Source organism: Mycobacterium sp. (assembly GCF_035274705.1).
Classification (GTDB): Bacteria; Actinomycetota; Actinomycetes; order Mycobacteriales; family Mycobacteriaceae; genus Mycobacterium.
Genome location: NZ_DATENY010000122.1, coordinates 1 through 15741, shown reverse-complemented (window position 1 = coordinate 15741; position 15741 = coordinate 1). Strand labels below are relative to the sequence as shown.

Annotated in this window: 16 protein-coding genes and 1 pseudogene; 11 read left to right on the top strand and 6 right to left on the bottom strand. The window is 64.7% G+C overall.

The features are described 5' to 3' along the window. Both VJV41_RS25980 and VJV41_RS25975 read right to left on the bottom strand, forming a co-directional pair. Positions 1 to 281: aldehyde dehydrogenase family protein (locus tag VJV41_RS25980; protein WP_325338651.1), on the bottom strand; the 281-nt coding region annotated here is incomplete at its 3' end. A 183-nt stretch (positions 282 to 464) separates the two neighbouring features. Further along, positions 465 to 1193, bottom strand: coding sequence for an IclR family transcriptional regulator (locus tag VJV41_RS25975; RefSeq protein WP_325338649.1), 729 nt, complete (start codon positions 1191 to 1193; stop codon positions 465 to 467). Between the two features lie 159 nt (positions 1194 to 1352). Between VJV41_RS25975 and VJV41_RS25970 the strand changes: the two genes are divergently transcribed. The 6 genes and pseudogenes from VJV41_RS25970 to VJV41_RS25945 all read left to right on the top strand — a co-directional run. Next, complete coding sequence (locus tag VJV41_RS25970) at positions 1353 to 2591, top strand: NAD(P)/FAD-dependent oxidoreductase (protein WP_325338647.1); 1239 nt, start codon at positions 1353 to 1355, stop codon at positions 2589 to 2591. 37 nt (positions 2592 to 2628) lie between these two features. Then, on the top strand, positions 2629 to 3876 hold the full coding sequence (locus VJV41_RS25965; RefSeq protein ID WP_325338645.1) for a styrene monooxygenase/indole monooxygenase family protein: 1248 nt from the start codon (positions 2629 to 2631) through the stop codon (positions 3874 to 3876). Beyond that, entirely contained in the window at positions 3873 to 4409 is a 537-nt protein-coding gene (locus tag VJV41_RS25960; RefSeq protein ID WP_325338643.1) for a flavin reductase family protein, read from the top strand. The genes VJV41_RS25965 and VJV41_RS25960 overlap by 4 nt, the downstream gene beginning before the upstream one ends. Before the next feature lie 2 nt (positions 4410 to 4411). Then, entirely contained in the window at positions 4412 to 5224 is an 813-nt protein-coding gene (locus VJV41_RS25955) for an alpha/beta hydrolase (protein WP_325338641.1), read from the top strand. A gap of 162 nt (positions 5225 to 5386) precedes the next feature. After that, positions 5387 to 6730, top strand: coding sequence for a lipase family protein (locus VJV41_RS25950; RefSeq protein WP_325338657.1), 1344 nt, complete (start codon positions 5387 to 5389; stop codon positions 6728 to 6730). Positions 6731 to 6819: 89 nt separating this feature from the next. Next, positions 6820 to 7319: pseudogene (locus tag VJV41_RS25945) on the top strand (MOSC domain-containing protein); the annotation flags it as partial. 79 nt (positions 7320 to 7398) lie between these two features. Here the strand turns inward: VJV41_RS25945 and VJV41_RS25940 are convergent. Together VJV41_RS25940 and VJV41_RS25935 are read right to left on the bottom strand one after the other, a co-directional pair. Beyond that, positions 7399 to 8415 (bottom strand): cation diffusion facilitator family transporter, encoded by a 1017-nt coding sequence (locus VJV41_RS25940; protein ID WP_325338639.1) that lies wholly within the window; start codon positions 8413 to 8415, stop codon positions 7399 to 7401. Beyond that, complete coding sequence (locus VJV41_RS25935; RefSeq protein WP_325338655.1) at positions 8412 to 8804, bottom strand: metalloregulator ArsR/SmtB family transcription factor; 393 nt, start codon at positions 8802 to 8804, stop codon at positions 8412 to 8414. The genes VJV41_RS25940 and VJV41_RS25935 overlap by 4 nt, the downstream gene beginning before the upstream one ends. A 106-nt stretch (positions 8805 to 8910) precedes the next feature. Here VJV41_RS25935 and VJV41_RS25930 point away from each other — a divergent pair, with 106 nt between their 5' ends. Genes VJV41_RS25930 through VJV41_RS25910 form a run of 5 tightly spaced genes read left to right on the top strand, consistent with a single transcriptional unit; the run spans position 8911 to position 13877 of the window. Continuing rightward, positions 8911 to 9966 carry an ATP-dependent DNA ligase gene (locus tag VJV41_RS25930; RefSeq protein WP_325338638.1) on the top strand — a complete coding sequence of 352 codons (1056 nt, stop codon included), beginning with the start codon at positions 8911 to 8913 and terminating at the stop codon, positions 9964 to 9966. Then, the gene (gene ligD, locus VJV41_RS25925) at positions 9966 to 11021 is read left to right on the top strand and encodes a non-homologous end-joining DNA ligase (RefSeq protein WP_325338637.1); all 1056 of its coding nucleotides are present in this window, start codon (positions 9966 to 9968) and stop codon (positions 11019 to 11021) included. Before VJV41_RS25930 ends, ligD begins: the two co-directional genes overlap by 1 nt. After that, the gene (locus tag VJV41_RS25920; RefSeq protein WP_325338635.1) at positions 11018 to 12106 is read left to right on the top strand and encodes a low specificity L-threonine aldolase; all 1089 of its coding nucleotides are present in this window, start codon (positions 11018 to 11020) and stop codon (positions 12104 to 12106) included. The genes ligD and VJV41_RS25920 overlap by 4 nt, the downstream gene beginning before the upstream one ends. After that, entirely contained in the window at positions 12103 to 12537 is a 435-nt protein-coding gene (locus tag VJV41_RS25915; protein WP_325338633.1) for a hypothetical protein, read from the top strand. Before VJV41_RS25920 ends, VJV41_RS25915 begins: the two co-directional genes overlap by 4 nt. Positions 12538 to 12587: 50 nt before the next feature. Continuing rightward, positions 12588 to 13877 carry a serine hydrolase domain-containing protein gene (locus VJV41_RS25910; protein ID WP_325338631.1) on the top strand — a complete coding sequence of 430 codons (1290 nt, stop codon included), beginning with the start codon at positions 12588 to 12590 and terminating at the stop codon, positions 13875 to 13877. Here VJV41_RS25910 and VJV41_RS25905 read toward each other — a convergent pair. Both VJV41_RS25905 and VJV41_RS25900 read right to left on the bottom strand, forming a co-directional pair. Next, positions 13874 to 14929: a dihydrodipicolinate reductase gene (locus VJV41_RS25905; RefSeq protein WP_325338653.1), complete on the bottom strand. Its 1056-nt coding sequence runs from the start codon at positions 14927 to 14929 to the stop codon at positions 13874 to 13876. The genes VJV41_RS25910 and VJV41_RS25905 overlap by 4 nt on opposite strands. A 59-nt stretch (positions 14930 to 14988) precedes the next feature. Next, positions 14989 to 15741, bottom strand: a 753-nt coding sequence (locus VJV41_RS25900) for a S1C family serine protease (RefSeq protein ID WP_325338629.1), incomplete at its 5' end; no start/stop codon positions are given.

Below are 15741 nucleotides of genomic sequence, written 5' to 3'. Positions count from 1 at the left end.
TGCTCCCGCACCAGCAGCGGGGCGTGCTCCTTGCCACTGCCAGCCAGCGTTTCCGCGGCGACGAGCAGCTGCTGTGCCCGTTCGGCGGCTGAGGTGTCCCGCCAGACGGGGTAGGCAGCATGCGCGGCGCGCACCGCACGGTCCGCGTCATCGACGGTGCCGACGGCGACCTGGGCCACGACGTCGTCAAGACGTCCTGGATCGCGCACGTCTCGGATGTCGGAGGCGGACATCTTCCCGGCGATCAGGTGTCCGACTTGAGGCACAGTGGTCTGGGTCATGGGGCAGCGTTCCTTCGATGGCAACGGATGTCTTCCGCGAATCACGGGGTGTGTGACTGACGCTACGATCAGAGGCCCGCACATCGGAACAGAGAAGGGCGGGATTCCTCTACGCGGCACAGGTGGTCCCGCGAAGCGGTACCGAGCCCGGAGCTTCGTCGACACACCCGAGTACTGAGTGCTTCAGCCGAGTGCTCGGGTGATGGCCGTCGCGATCTCGCGGAGGAACTTGGCTTTGGCTTGTGCCGTATGCGGCGCTAATCGGTATTGCGGCGCGGCAATGGCCAGGGCAGCCACGACCTCGCCGGTGTGATCGCGCACCGGCGCCGCCAGCCCGTTCATCGCCGGCTCACTTTCGGCGGCGCTAAACCCGAACCCATCGGCGCGGATCTGCGCGAGCTGTTTGTTCAGTTCGGCCCACGTGGACAACGTTCGGCCCGTCAGCTCCGGTAGACCCTGCGGGAAAAGCTCAGGCAGATTCTGCTCCGGCAACTGTGCCAGCAGGACCTTGCCCGCCGCGGTGGCATTGGCCGGAAGCACCACACCCGTGCGCAGGCCCACCCGGATCGGCTGTTTGGACTCCACACCATCGACTACGCGGGTCGAATTGCCCTCGAGGACAACCAGACTGACCGTCTCGCCGAGCTGATCGCACAGTCGCTCCATTGGTCGCCGGGCATGACGTCGGATGTCGGCGCTGCGCAGCGCGGTCGCGCCGATTTCCAACAGGGCCGGCCCGACGATGAACTCGGTGTGGCGTGCGGGGCTGCGCTGTAGGAAGTTCTCCGCGATCAACGTGGTGACCAGCCGGTGTGCGGTGGACTTGCCGACGTCGAGATGCTCGCTGATCGACGGCAGCGTCACCTTGCCTTCGGTGTGCACGAGCCTGAGCACCCGCAAAGCATTCGCCACTGAATTCAGGGTCTGTGCCGCTTCGTGGGACCTCTGATGCCGCATAGAGGAATTCCGCCTTTCTCTGTTCCGATCTGCGGGCCTCTGATCGTAACGTCGGTCACACACCAAAGGGAAACATCCGATACTTGCGAAAGGACGAAGGTGCCGAACTCGACTATGGACCGGGCCGCTGACTATGACGTGATCGTCGCCGGGGCTGGTCCGGTCGGTCTGACCGCGGCGCTGGTGCTGGCGCGGGCGGGTCGTCGCGTGCTGGTCCTGGAGGCGGAGTCGCAACCGGCTACGCAGTGGCGGGCGTCCACCTTCCACCCGCCGACCCTGGAGCTCGCCAAGGGGCTTGGACTTATCGACGACATGCTGGCGCAGGGCTTGGTGGCGCCGACCTATCAATTGCGTGACCGCGCCGGCGGGCTGATCGCCGAATTCGACTTCTCGACGCTGTCCGACGTGACCGGGTTTCCCTACCGTCTGCAACTCGAGCAGTACAAGTACGTCCGAATCCTGCTTGAGAAACTCGCCGGCGAGAAGACCGTCGATGTGCGCTTCTCGCACCAATTGACCGGACATAAGGCCACGGGGAGTCACGTCGTCGACGTCGAAGCGTCCGGACCTGAGGGCGGGTACACCGTCAGTGCCAACTTCCTGGTCGGCGCCGATGGTGCGCGCAGCAGGGTGCGTGAGTGCCTCGACATCGAGTTCGAGGGCATGACCTATGAGCATCGATACCTGCTGCTCGGCATCGAAGCGCCGTTGGAGGAGTACTTCCCGGGAATCTCCTGCGTCAACTATGTGTCCGACCCGACAGAGCACCTGATGTTGCTGCGGATCCCGGACTGCTGGCGGGTGATGTTCGAAGTCACGGACGGACCATCCGACGAGGAGGTCCTCACCGACGGATTCATCACCCGACGCCTCAAGGCCCTGCTCGCCCTTCATCCGATGCCGCCGGTGCTGTCGCGCCAGGTCTACAAGGTGCACCAGCGGGTGGCGTCCGACTTCTGCCGCGGGCAGGTAGCGCTGATTGGTGACGCCGCCCATGTGAACTCGCCCATCGGCGGGATGGGGCTGAACTCCGGCATCCACGACGCGTACACCTTGGGTCAGGTACTCGCTGATCCCGCGCAGCCCGGGGGCCTCGCCTTGTGGGCCAACCGGCGCAGGACGGTGGCGTTGGCGGAGATCCAGCGGATCACTCATCGCAACACCCAGGATCTTTCTCTGCACGCGGGAGACGCCCGCGACGCAAGAATGAAGGAACTCCGCGCCATTTCGCGCGACCCGAGCCGGTCCAGGGAATGGATGCTCGAGGCCTCGATGATCGCCAGCGCCCGCAAACAACAACTCGTTCCCGAACCCCTGATGCAGACGGGTGACGATTCCGTCACTGCCACCTGATTAGCCCGACCGCCGTCCGCCAACTGAGGAGATAACAATGTCGACCAAGCCGTCCGTCGCGATCATCGGTGCCGGGCACGCGGGCCTGGTGCTCGCGATCGGCCTGCAGGACGTGGGCTATCAGGTGACCCTGGTGTCCGATCGAACCCCAGCCCAGATAGCGACGGGTCGCATCACTTCGACCCAGTTGTTGTATCCGGCCGCCCGTGCCATTGAGCGGGAACTGGGTTTGGACTTTTGGCAGGAGTCCGCCCCTGGAGCTGATGACCTGCAGGTCACGGTCACACGGCCAGACGGCGATCTGGACTTCACCTGGACAGCGCCGTACTTGCCGGGCCCGTCCGCGTCCGTGGACTACCGGGTGCGGATCCCGTACTGGATGAACACGTTCCGCCGCCGTGGCGGCCGCCTGTTTCACATCTCGGCCGGACTGGAGGACCTGGAATCCATCGCCGACTCGCACGACCTCACCATCATGAGCACCGGAAAAGGCGAGATCGGCAAGCTGTTCGAGAAGGACAGGGCTCGCTGCACATACGACACGCCGCAGCGATACATCGCCGCGGTCTATGTCGACGGGCTTCAGAACCCACAGCGGTTGGCGACCGAAATCACCGTTATCCCCGGCGTCGGTGAGGTGTTCTTCTTCCCGGTCTTGACGATCACCGGACCGGCCAACCTGCTGATGTTCGAAGGCAGGATCGGTGGCCCGCTGGATTGTTGGGATGGCGTCGACACGCCCGCGGAGTACCTCAACCAGGCCAAGACCGTGGTCAACAAGTTCGTGCCATGGGCTGCCGAACGCGTCGCCGACATCACACTCACCGACGACAACGCGATACTGCGCGGCTGCTACCCGCCCACCGTGCGTAAGCCCATTGCCACGCTGCCCTCGGGACGCAAGGTGTTGGGCATGGCCGACCTGGTCGTACTCAACGATCCGATCACCGGCGAAGGTGCGAACAACGCCGTCAAATGCGCCAAGATCTACCTGGACTCGATCGTCGAGCACGGCAGCATGCCATTCGACGAGGACTGGATGAATACGACGTTCGAGACCTATTGGGACCATGTGCAATGGGCCACCGCGTACACCAACATCACGCTGGAAGGCCCGCAGCACGTGCGTGATCTGGTGAAAGCGGGGACTCGGTCCCAGGTGATCCGGCAATGGCATGCCGACTCCCGCAGCAACCCGGACGGCTTCTTCCCGGCGTGGGCCGACGCCGGTGAAGCCGAAGCGTTCATCGCCAAGCACACCGCGATGGCCGCGGTGGAATCATGACCGTCGCAGCTGGAGACATCATCGTGGACGCGCCGGCGGCAAGTGTCGACCCCGGCGCGATGCGATCGGCGATGGGCCGCTTCGCGACCGGTGTCACCGTGGTCACCAATGTCGTTGACGGCGAAGTTCACGCCATGACGGCCAACGCATTCATGTCGGTGTCGCTCGAACCGCCGCTGGTGCTGATTGCCTTGGGCGACAAGGCGAGAATGGCCGCTCGCCTCGCAGAATCGGACCACTACGGAGTGAGCATCCTCGCGCATTCGCAGGAGTCGATCGCGCGACGATTCGCCGGCAGCAAGCACCCGATGCCGCCACCGCAATTCGACTGGCTCGGCGGGATACCCGTGATCGCCGGATCTCTGCTGCAGTTGACGACCCGGATCGTCGATCGGTTCCCGGCAGGAGACCACACCCTTTTCGTCGGACGAGTGCAGCAGCTGGAAATGCGGGACGGACAACCACTGCTGTTTCACACCGGTGCATTCAAGCTCGTCCAGGTCGGCGTCACCGAATCGCTGTGGGAGGTATGAATATGCAATCGTTGCAACAGGTTTCGACGTCAGCGACGAGTCGTTGCAACGGCTACTACCTCGTCGGCAACGGGCCGCGCAAGGTGCTCGTGCTGCACGGCTGGCTGTTCGACGCCGCATCGTGGTCGCCGGTGTGGCAGACGGCCGACCAGCACGCCTTCACATATTGCTATATCGACGCCCGGGGCTACGGGTTGTCACGCCAACGCGGCGGTGAGTACACCATGGACGAGATCGCGCACGACGCGCTGACGGTCGCGGACTCCCTGGGCTGGCAGGAGTTCTCTCTGGTAGGGCACTCGATGGCCGGCCTGGCTATCCAGCGAGCCCTGCTGCAGGCCCCGGAGCGAATCCGCGCGTTGGTCGGTGTGGCCGCCGTCCCGGCGAGCGGAGGCGGACTGGTCGGGTCCCGGCGAGCGCTGTTCGACGGAGCGATCACCGACTGGGAAGCGCGGGCGGCAGTCATCGACGGCTCCACCGGCAATCGCCGCGGCGAGGGCTGGGTCCGCGCGCTCACCGAGCGCTCGTTTGCCTGCTGCGAGATCGACGCCGTTCGCGGCTATCTCGACTCGTGGGGCGATGGAGATTTTCACGCAGATGTCCGCGGCAATCCCGTGGCAGTGGGTGTGATTGTAGGGGAGCACGATCCCTCGTTGACCCCGCAGCGGATGGCCGACACGTGGCTGTCCTGGTATCCCAACCATCGTCTGACGGTTCTCGACGACTGCGGCCACTACCCGATGGACGAGCAACCGTGTGCGCTGGCAGGTGCCATCGACAGGGTGCTGGTGAATCACGTGGCTGAGGTCGGCTAACCCGACAGGGTCACCCTACCGCGTTACCGAAACGGTGACGCGTACTCAAACATGGCTTGGTCCAATCAAATAGCCGCTTGTGCTGTCCAAAACAACTGGTGGATAAGGGATGAAACGGTGAGCGCACACTCTAGAGACAAGGCCTTATCGATGCAGCCGCGGATGCGTGCGCGACATCGTCTTCACTGGCGGACATTTCTGAAACTTGCTGTGGTGATAGCACTTTCATTGGTGGCGCTTCCGGCTCTTGGTGGCTTCTCCGTGTCCCATGCCGATGAGGGTCAGTACTACGAGTTCTACACGCCGCCGGATCCGCTTCCAGCCGGCGCACCCGGTGACCTGATCCGGACCGAGCCCTCGCGCCTGGTCCTGGAGCCTTCGGGTCAGTTGGGTGCCTTTGTCGGTACCGGAACCCGGATCATGTACCGCAGCACCGATGCCAACGGGAAACCGGTCGCGGTGACCGGCACCTACATTGAACCGGACAACCCCTGGCCCGGCGCCGGACCCCGGCCCTTACTGGCCTATTCGACCGCGCCGTACGGGATGGGCGAGCAATGCGCGCCGTCGCGACTGTTCAACCAAGGCATCCACGCCTCCCTTGACACAGGGTTCGACCTGATGTTCAACCTCGAAGAGGGATTCATCGCTACGTTGCTGGCCAGGGGCTTCGCCATCGTGGTCACCGACGGTGTCGGGATGGGTGTACATGTCCCCGCGTCACCGCAGTTCCTGATGCGGTTCCCCGCAGGGACAGCCCTGATCGACGCCGCCCGCGCGGCGATGAAACTGCCTGGTACCTCGCTGGACCCGCACGGGCCGGTCGCGTTCTGGGGTTGGCTGTCCGGCGGGCAAGCCGCATTGTCGGCGGCCGAACTTGCTGGGACATACGGGCCCGACCTCAACGTTGTAGGAACGTATGCCAACGCCGCGCCCACTGATTTAGCTGAAGTGTTAGCGCCCCTTGACGGCAACTACCTGGCCGGAGCGATCGGGTGGCTGCTCAGAGGGATTCAGTCGGCCTACCCCGCAATGGAACAACCCATCTGGGACTCTCTGACTCGGCGCGGCACAGAGATGTTGGCCAACACCGGGCGCCAATGCATGCTGCAAACGGGAATCGACTACATGTTCCGCCACATACGGTTCTGGTTCAAGGACGACCCGTTCGAGGCGGCCAAAGTCGACCCGTTTAAGAGTGTGCTGGCAGCGCAGCGTATCGGCAATCTGAAACCCACTGGGCCAGTGTATTTGTCGCACAACCGGTGGGATCCATTCAGCCCGTACGCATCGGTCGTCGCAACCGCGGCGGACTGGTGCGGCAAGGGCGCCGATGTCACATTATGGACCAACGAGCAGCCCCCGTTCCTCAACAAGACGGACGTCAACTCCCTACTGCCAGCGTTTGTCGACGGTGAGCGAAGCATGGCCTGGATGACCGACCGGTTCAATGGGGTGCCGACCACGCCGAATTGCGCGGAAATCCAGAGCGAGCCAACGGATTGAGTGCGTGACCACCGAACGGGCGGACCAGTCTCATTCTTGTGGCGATTCGCCATTTCGCGTGAGATTTCGCCACGAACGTTGAGACCCGACAGCAACGGGCCGTGCTGGTCTATCAGACAGAGTCGTATCGGTACTGGGCCCAGGTGTTGCACCGGACGATCTGAAGCCCGGCCACTTCGGGGAGAACTTCACCGCCGACGGTCTGGCAGACGACGGGGTATGTATCGGCGATCGCTATCGCATCGGCGAAGCCACGTTCGAGGTGACCCAACCGCGAGTCACCTGCTATCGCGTCGGGATCCGGCTCGGGGAACCGAGGATGGCCGCGTGGCTGGTGTCGCATCGCAGGCCAGGTTTCTACTGCAGGGTGCTGCAAGAGGGCCTTGTCGAAGCGGGCCAGGCCATCGAGAAGATCGCATCAGGCCCAGAATCGGTGTCGGTCAACGAGATCGATGCCTTGCTGTACCTTCCCGGCCACCCTCGGGAGGCGTTGCAGCGCGCATTACGCATTCCCGCATTGAGCCCCAGCTGGCAGGGTTCGTTGCGCAGCTTGCTGGATCAAGCCGACCGCGGCGGTGCGAGCGGCAACGGGTGGCGCAGTCACGGAGCGTGAGTGTGGCACGTCGCACCGTGAATCGGGGGCTACGTCAGCCGTCACAAAGCGCGACTCAGTGCGCGTGGTGAGGTTCGTTGTGCGCGGGGTAGGCGTGCACCATGGCGGCCGTGAGTTTGGGAATCACGTGGGTGAGCTCGTGTTCAGCAGTATGGGCGATCTGATGTGCCTGCTGCAGGCCGATATTCGGGTCGATATCGAGCTCGGCGTCGGCCTGCAGACGATGACCGATCCAACGCATGCGCACGCTTCGCACCCCGACCACGCCGGCCTGGGCAGCGAGTGACGCTTCCGCTGCATCGATCAGCGCAGGGTCAACGGCGTCCAGCAGGCGGCGGAATACGTCACGCGCAGCGGTGCGTAGCACGGCAAGAATGGCCACGGTGATGATCAAGCCGACGATCGGGTCGGCAAGTGGAAAGCCGAGGGCCACCCCACCTGCGCTGAATAACACCGCCAGGGACGTGAACCCGTCGGTGCGGGCGTGTAGGCCGTCGGCCACCAACGCCGCCGACCCGATCCGGCGGCCGACCCGGATGCGATACAGCGCGACGAGTTCGTTGCCGATGAATCCGACGAGACCTGCCGCTGCGACCCAACCCACATGCTCGATTGGCTGTGGGTGGATCAACCGCATGATCGCCTCGTAACCGGCGACGATGGCCGACAGGGTGATCATCGCCACGATGAACAGCCCGGCAAGATCCTCGGCCTTGCCGAAGCCATAGGTGTATCGCCGTGTGGCAGCGCGGGTCCCGAGTGCGAATGCGATCCACAACGGCACCGCGGTCAGCGCGTCGGAGAAGTTGTGGATGGTGTCGGCCGCCAACGCCACCGAGCCCGAGATGACGACGATCACGACCTGGATAGCCGCGGTGATCCCGAGCGCGACCAGGCTGATCTTGACCGCGCGGATCCCGATTGCGCTGGACTCCAGGGCACTGTCAACACTGTCGGAGGCGTCGTGGCTGTGCGGGGCGAAGATCTCCTTCACCGCCGCCCGCAGACCCTTCGAGTGCGCGTGGCCATGCTCGTGATCGTGACTGTGGATTGCGGTCTGCAAGTGGGTCATCGTTTTGCTGCCTGCGGCTTGCGATCGTCGGCCGCGCGCAACGACAACAACGACCCTTCACTGCGGTGATGGGGTGGAATTCCCGGACCGGCGTGCTCGGCATTGAATACCGCGTCGGTCACCAGTTGCCGCACGTGTTCGTTTTCCAAGCTGTAGAAGATCGTCGTGCCCGCGCGACGGGTGCGGACCAGCCGAGCCATTCGCAGCTTCGCGAGATGCTGGGACACCGACGGGGCTGGCTTGCCGACATGCTGGGCCAGCTCGTTGACCGACAGCTCGTCTTCGGCCAGCGCCCACAACACCTGCACTCGCGTCGGGTCGGCCAACATCCGAAACACCTCGACGATCAATGCGACCTGGTCCTCAGGGATGGGGGAGGAGGCTCGCATATCTGCGTTCATACGTAGATATTAGCTTACGCGGATATAAAAAGCGCCCGGCTCTGTGCGGTCCTTGGTGCGATGACATTGCCCGGGTCCGACGGTCTGCACGAGTATGGAAACCGTGGACCTCCCCGTTCTGCCACCGTTGGAGCCGATGCTGGCCAAGGCCCAGGCCAAGGTGCCACTCGACCCAGGGGTGTGGTCCTACGAGCCGAAGTGGGACGGCTTCCGGGCGCTGGTGTTCCGCGACGGCGACCAGGTCGTGCTGCTGTCACGCAGCGGCAAGGACCTCGGCCGTTATTTTCCCGAGCTGATCGAGGCGCTGAAGGACGAGCTGGCGCCGCGCTGCGTGCTCGACGGCGAGTTGGTCGTCCCGCGCGAGATCGGTGGGCGCGTGCGGCTGGACTGGGAGTCGCTGTCCCAACGCATCCATCCGGCCGCCAGCCGGATCAAGATGCTGGCCGAGCAGACGCCCGCTCACTTCATCGGATTCGACGCGCTCGCCACCGGCGACACGTCTGTTTTGGCTGAGCCGTTCCGGGTCCGTCGCGGGGCACTGCACGAATCGGTGAACGAGAAGCAGTGGTGCCACGTCACCCGCACCACCGAGGATCCCGAGCAGGGTGCGCAGTGGCTGGACACGTTCGAAGGCGCCGGTCTGGACGGCGTGATCGCCAAGAAGCTCGACGGGCCGTATGTGCCGGGCAAGCGGGACATGGTGAAGGTCAAGCACGCCCGCGACGCGGACTGCGTGGCCATCGGCTACCGGATTCACAAGAGCGGGGAAGGCGTGGGTTCCATCCTGCTCGGCCTGTACCGCGACGACGGTGAACTCCAGATGGTCGGCGGCGCAGCGTCGTTCACCGTGAGGGACCGATTGAAGCTGCTGAACGATCTCGAGCCGCTACGCAAGGGGGACGAGGTTCTAGACGGCGAGCCGAGCCGGTGGAATTCGGCAGCCGACAAGCGCTGGATACCGGTGCGACCGGAGAAGGTCTGCGAAGTAGCCTATGACCAGATGGAGGGAAATACCGTGCACGGCAAACGATTCCGGCACGCGGTGAAGTTCATGCGCTGGCGACCTGACCGGGATCCCGAAAGCTGCACGTTCGATCAGCTCGACGTGCCGCTCAACTACGACCTCTACGACGTGCTGGAGTCGGTGTAATGCCAACGCCTGCAGAGGAATTAGACGTCGACGGCGTAAAGGTCCGGCTGACCAACCCGGACAAGGTCTATTTCCCAAAGCTGGGATCTGACGGGACCAAACGCAAATTGGTCGAGTATTACCTGGCAGTCGCCAGCGGGCCGATGCTCACCGCGTTGCGCGACCGGCCGACCCATCTTCAGCGTTTCCCCGACGGGATCGACGGCGAAGAGATCTACCAGAAGCGGGTTCCTGAAAAGCATCCCGACTACCTCCAGACGTGTCGCGTCACGTTCCCGTCGGGCCGCACCGCCGATGCGCTGAGGGTGACGCATCCGTCCGCGATCGCCTGGGCCGCCCAGATGGGCACGATCACGTTGCATCCCTGGCAGGTGCGCTGCCCCGACACCGAGCATCCCGACGAGCTGCGCATCGACCTGGATCCACAGCCAGGCACGGGTTTCAAGGAAGCCAGCGCCATCGCGGTCGACGTGCTCAAACCGCTGCTCGACGAGCTCGATCTGGTCGGCTATCCGAAGACCTCCGGCGGCCGTGGCGTGCACGTGTTCCTCCGAATCAAGACCGACTGGGACTTCATCGCTGTGCGCCGGGCCGGGATCGCGCTGGCCCGCGAGGTCGAGCGGCGTGCGCCCGATGCGGTGACGACATCCTGGTGGAAGGAGGAACGGGGCCAACGCCTGTTCATCGATTACAACCAAAATGCCCGCGACCGCACGTTCGCGTCGGCGTATTCGGCGCGTAAGACGCCGATCGCCACGGTGTCGACACCGCTGACGTGGGACGAGCTACGCGATGCCGATCCCGACGACTACACCATCGCCACGGTGCCCGGATTCGTTGCGGGGCGGCCGGATCCGTGGGAGGACATAGATGTGAAAAAGCAATCGATCGATCCGCTTCTCGAGATGGTCAAGGCCGACGAGGAACGCGGGCTCGGCGATCTGCCGTATCCGCCGAACTACCCGAAGATGCCTGGCGAACCGCCACGCGTACAGCCGAGCAAGAAGGTGGCGGCCAATTGGGACGACGAGGGCAAGCCGCGGAAAAAGACGTGAACTCTCCTCCAACTGATGCCCGGCGCCGTCACGACCCCGACGTTCGCAGCTTCGCCAGTGACAACTACGCGGGGGTACACCCCGAGGTGCTTGCCGCCATCGCGTTGGCCAACGGCGGCCATCAGGTCGCCTACGGAGACGACGCATACACCGAGAACCTGCAGGGCATCATTCGTGACCACTTCGGCCCAACGGCCGAGGCATTCCCGGTATTCAACGGCACGGGCGCGAATGTTGTTTGTTTACAGGCAATTACCGACCGCTGGGGTGCAGTGGTGTGTGCCGAGAGCGCGCACATCAACGTCGACGAGTGCGGCGCGCCCGAGCGAATGGGCGGGCTCAAGCTGCTCACCGTGCCCACGCCCGACGGCAAGCTCACGCTTGAGCTGATCGATCGGCAGGCCTGGGGCTGGGCTGACGAGCACCGCGCCATGCCACAGGTCGTCTCCATCACGCAGAGCACCGAACTGGGCACGCTGTACACGCCGGACGAGATTCGGGGGATCTGCGAACAGGCCCACGCCCGCAACATGCGTGTGCACGTGGACGGCTCGCGGATCGCCAATGCGGCTGCGTCACTGGACATGTCGATGGGCGCGTTCACCTCCGACGTCGGCGTGGACATCCTGTCGCTGGGCGGCACCAAGAACGGCGCGCTGTTGGGCGAGGCCGTCGTGGTACTCAATCAGGACGCCGTCAGACACATGAAACACTTGCGCAAGCTGTCGATGCAGCTGCACTCCAAGATGCGTTTCGTCTCGGTTCAACTGGAGGCACTGCTGGCGAAGGATCTGTGGCTGCGGAACGCCCGGCGCGCGAACGAGATGGCGCAGCGCCTCGTCGACGGTGTGCGCGCGGTCGACGGCGTGCAGGTCCTTTATCCGGTGCAGTCCAACGCCGTCTTCGCCAGGCTGCCGCACGATGTCAGCGAGCGGCTGCAGACGCGGTTCCGGTTCTACTTCTGGGACGAGGCCGCCGGGGACGTGCGCTGGATGTGCTCGTTCGACACCACCGAGGCTGACGTCGATGCATTCATCGCGGCGATCAAGGACGAGATGGCGCGACGTAGCGTTGATGCGCGATGACGACGATCAAGCGCTTGTTCGCAGTGCTAGCGCTCCTCGGGATGCTTGGCGGGTTCGGCGCGGCGGCCGTCGTGATCTTCGGCAATTACTCGAAGCCGCAACCAACTGCGACCCCGCGAACAACGCTGGCTCCGCCGCCGCCGTCGGTTCCGACGGTCAAGGAGTTCACCGTCGGTGTAGTCGTCACGGAGACGAACTGCCCGCCGGGCGGTGGGTGCGTGTACAAGTACACAATCGAGCCGAAATACATTGGCTTCCACCCGTTGCCGGTTACCGAGTTCACCGTCGAATATCAAGTGACAGGCGGAAACCAGCCGCAGCCCGGCAAGTTCACCGTCAAGGGTGATCAGGCTCAGATCCTCAAAGACGTCGTCTTGGACGGCCCTCCAGGTGCAAAGCTGCAGGCCGTCGTCACGCGGGTCATCGGCTAAATGACCGGTTTCCGGGCCCAATCCGGGGCATTCCGGGCATTGTTAGCTGCATGACGAAGGCGTCTCTTCTCAGAGCTGAGGACGGCCTGCCTCGCGGCGTGCAAGGAGCCGCCGATTCACGCTTCTCCAACGTCATCCGAGTGTTCGCCGGACTGTTCCCCGGACGTCGGTTCGGCGGTGGCTCCCTGTGCGTGTTCATCGACGGTCGGCCTGTCGTCGACGTCTGGACGGGGTGGTCGGACCGGTCCGGTGTGGAGCCGTGGACGGCTGATACGGGCGCGATGGTGTTCTCGGCGACCAAGGGAGTGGCGACGACGGTCGTGCACCGGCTTGTCGACCGCGGGCTGTTGTCCTACGACGAGCCCGTCGCCACGTACTGGCCCGAGTTCGGCGCCAACGGCAAGGGCGACATCACGGTCCGAGACGTGCTGCGGCACCGGTCGGGTCTGTCGCATCTGAAGGGCGTCAGCAGGGACGATCTGCTGGACCACGAGCTCATGGAACAACGGCTCGCTGCCGCCACGGTCGATCATCTTCGCGGCTGGCCTGCGTATCACGCATTGACCTACGGGTGGTTGTTGTCGGGTTTGACGCGCGCGGTGACCGGCCAAGGTATGCGGCAGTTGATCCGTGAGGAAGTGGCCCGTCCGCTCGACACCGACGGCCTGCACCTGGGACGCCCGCCCGCCGACTCGCCCACCAAGGTCGCGGAGATCCTCGCGCCGCAGAGCGCGCGCACAAACCCGGTGTTCAACTTCGTCGCACCCAAAGTCGCCGGGCTGCCGCTCTCGGGAGCGTTCGGCGCGATGTTCTTCCCCGGCATCAAATCCTTTGTCCAGGGAGACATTCCTTTCCTCGACGGCGAGGTTCCCGCCGCCAACGGCGTCGTCACAGCGCGCGGACTGGCGAAGATGTATGCCGCCATCGCCAACGAGGGCAGCATCGACGGCACGCAGTTTTTGTCAGACGAGCTGACTCGTGGGCTGATCGGCAATCCGCGGCCATGGCCGGACCTGAACATCGTCGTGCCGATGCCCTTCCACCTCGGCTACCACGAATCACCGATCCCCGGTCTGCTCAAGGGTTTTGGCCACATCGGCCTGGGTGGAACGCTCGGATGGGCCGATCCCGCGTCCGGCAGCGCTTTCGCGTTCGTTCACAACCGGCTGCTCACACCGATGGTGCTCGACATGGCGTCGTTCGCGGGATTGGCCCGCCCGATGCGCAATGCGATCACCGCCGCACGCCATGCAGGCGCTCTGGCGGTGCCGCAGTTCGGTGCGCGTTTCCCCAAGGCCGGACAGCGGGCGGCCAAGAAGCGGGTCGCGGGACGTCGTTAACCCTGTGGCACAACGCCTTTCGGAACGATGAGCGGCAGATCGTTGTAGGTGACGATGCCGGGCGGCGCCGCGACGACCGCCGGGATCGCATTGATCGCGGGCATCGCAGTCATGATGTGGCCGAGCACCATGAACTCTTCCAGCGTGGTGGCCTCGAAGTACGGCGGCGGAAGGAAGCCGACCTTCATGTTCACCGTCGGTCTGCCGGCGACTTCGATGACCCAGCCGTCCTGTTCGATCTGCCAATCCGGTTCCAGCGTCTGGCCTTTGCGCCACCGCAGCGTGAGTTCCACCCGCGTCGTGCCGTCGACGATGCCTTTCCAGCTGATGAACACACCGGCGACTCCGCCGGCCGGGATGGTCCACGAGCCCAGGTCGAGATCCTCGGTGGTCTTCGCGTATTCGGCATCGCAGCGCACTTCGTCGAACTCGATGCCGAGCGCGTCGCCGATCAGCCGCACCGCCTCGCCGAACACGCCGGTGCCGTGGGCGGTCATGGATTGCAGGTCCGGGTGGTCGATCGGCTGGCCGAACCCGACCGGCTTCTCGGTTGCGGGGGAGTCGTAGAACGTGGTGTCGGCGGCCTCGTTGACGGTGATCTTGTCCACCCGGTCGCAGATGCCGGCCGCCACGATCGCCAACTGATTGACGTAGCCGGGGCTGATGCCCGAACCGAACATCGTCGAGCCGCCGCGCCGGCACGCGTCGGCGATCTTGTCGCGGCCCTCGCCCTGGTTGTGCCCGGTGATGAACGACGCGGTCGCGACGACGTTCACGCCGGCTTCCAGGATGCGCACGAGCTCGTCGACGTTGATCCACATCGGGTTGTAGACGACGGCGTCGGGCTTCAGCGCCAGCAGCGCGTCGACGTCATTGGTCGCCGTGACGCCGAGGGGTTCGATGCCGGCCAACTCGCCGACATCGCGACCAGTTTTGTCCTTCGACCAGGCGTAACAGCCAACCAGTTCGAGTGTGGGATTGGCGGCGATGGCCGCCACGGAGCTTTTTCCAACGTTTCCAGTCGTCCATTGAACGACGCGATAGGGAGCGATGTTGTGCACTCGCTCAGCATAGGGTTGCGCACCCCACGGTTCGCGCGCTTCGGCTCAACTCACGGTCCGGGAACCAGCGTGGCCTTGCCGGTGCGCTGCTGGCCGCTGCGGTCGATCCAGGTCAAGTCGACGACGTCACCCGGATAGTGCCGGTCCAGCGCGTAGGTCAGCGTGGTGGCCGAATCCAGCGGCGTGCCGTCGAGCACGGTGATGACGGCGCCGAGGGTTACGCCCGCCTGGTCGGCAGGGCCGCCGCGCACGACGTCACGCACGACGATTCCCGGCTCTCTGCGCGGCTGGGTGCTGACGCCGACGCCGAGAAGGGACGGCGGCCCGATATGCACGCTGCCCGACAGTGCACCGGAGCGTATCTGTCCCGCGACGGCCATCGCGTCGTTGATCGGGATCGCGAAACCCTCACCCGCCGGGCCCATTTGGAAGTTCACGGATGCCGCGGTGACCAAGCCGATGACTTGTCCGGCACTGTTCACCAGCGGCCCTCCGGAGTCACCGGGTCGCACATCAGAGGCGACCTCGATCAGGCCGGTGACCTCCTCTGAACTGCCGGTCAGCGAGTCTTCGGCATTGACGGTCCGGTTCAGGGCCGTGATGGGGCCCACCTCGTGGTTCAGTGGTGCGCCCACGCCGCGGGCGTTGCCGATAGCGACCGTGGGCTCGCCCGGCGCGACCGCACCGGAATCACCGATCGGCGCGCTCGGTAGCCCACCTGCGCCGACAAGCTGGATGACCGCGACGTCGTGCTTGCGGTCGTAGCCGATGAGGTTGGCCGCGTAGTCCTGGCCGCCGACGGA

What these genes read in the sequence shown, in the direction of transcription:
- VJV41_RS25970 (WP_325338647.1), top strand. Translation starts at nt 1,353, where the DNA reads ATGGACCGGGCCGCTGACTATGACGTGATCGTCGCCGGGGCTGGTCCG.
- VJV41_RS25965 (WP_325338645.1), top strand. Translation starts at nt 2,629, where the DNA reads ATGTCGACCAAGCCGTCCGTCGCGATCATCGGTGCCGGGCACGCGGGC.
- VJV41_RS25960 (WP_325338643.1), top strand. Translation starts at nt 3,873, where the DNA reads ATGACCGTCGCAGCTGGAGACATCATCGTGGACGCGCCGGCGGCAAGT.
- VJV41_RS25955 (WP_325338641.1), top strand. Translation starts at nt 4,412, where the DNA reads ATGCAATCGTTGCAACAGGTTTCGACGTCAGCGACGAGTCGTTGCAAC.
- VJV41_RS25950 (WP_325338657.1), top strand. Translation starts at nt 5,387, where the DNA reads ATGCGTGCGCGACATCGTCTTCACTGGCGGACATTTCTGAAACTTGCT.
- VJV41_RS25940 (WP_325338639.1), bottom strand. Translation starts at nt 8,415, where the DNA reads ATGACCCACTTGCAGACCGCAATCCACAGTCACGATCACGAGCATGGC.
- VJV41_RS25935 (WP_325338655.1), bottom strand. Translation starts at nt 8,804, where the DNA reads ATGCGAGCCTCCTCCCCCATCCCTGAGGACCAGGTCGCATTGATCGTC.
- VJV41_RS25930 (WP_325338638.1), top strand. Translation starts at nt 8,911, where the DNA reads ATGGAAACCGTGGACCTCCCCGTTCTGCCACCGTTGGAGCCGATGCTG.
- ligD (WP_325338637.1), top strand. Translation starts at nt 9,966, where the DNA reads ATGCCAACGCCTGCAGAGGAATTAGACGTCGACGGCGTAAAGGTCCGG.
- VJV41_RS25915 (WP_325338633.1), top strand. Translation starts at nt 12,103, where the DNA reads ATGACGACGATCAAGCGCTTGTTCGCAGTGCTAGCGCTCCTCGGGATG.
- VJV41_RS25910 (WP_325338631.1), top strand. Translation starts at nt 12,588, where the DNA reads ATGACGAAGGCGTCTCTTCTCAGAGCTGAGGACGGCCTGCCTCGCGGC.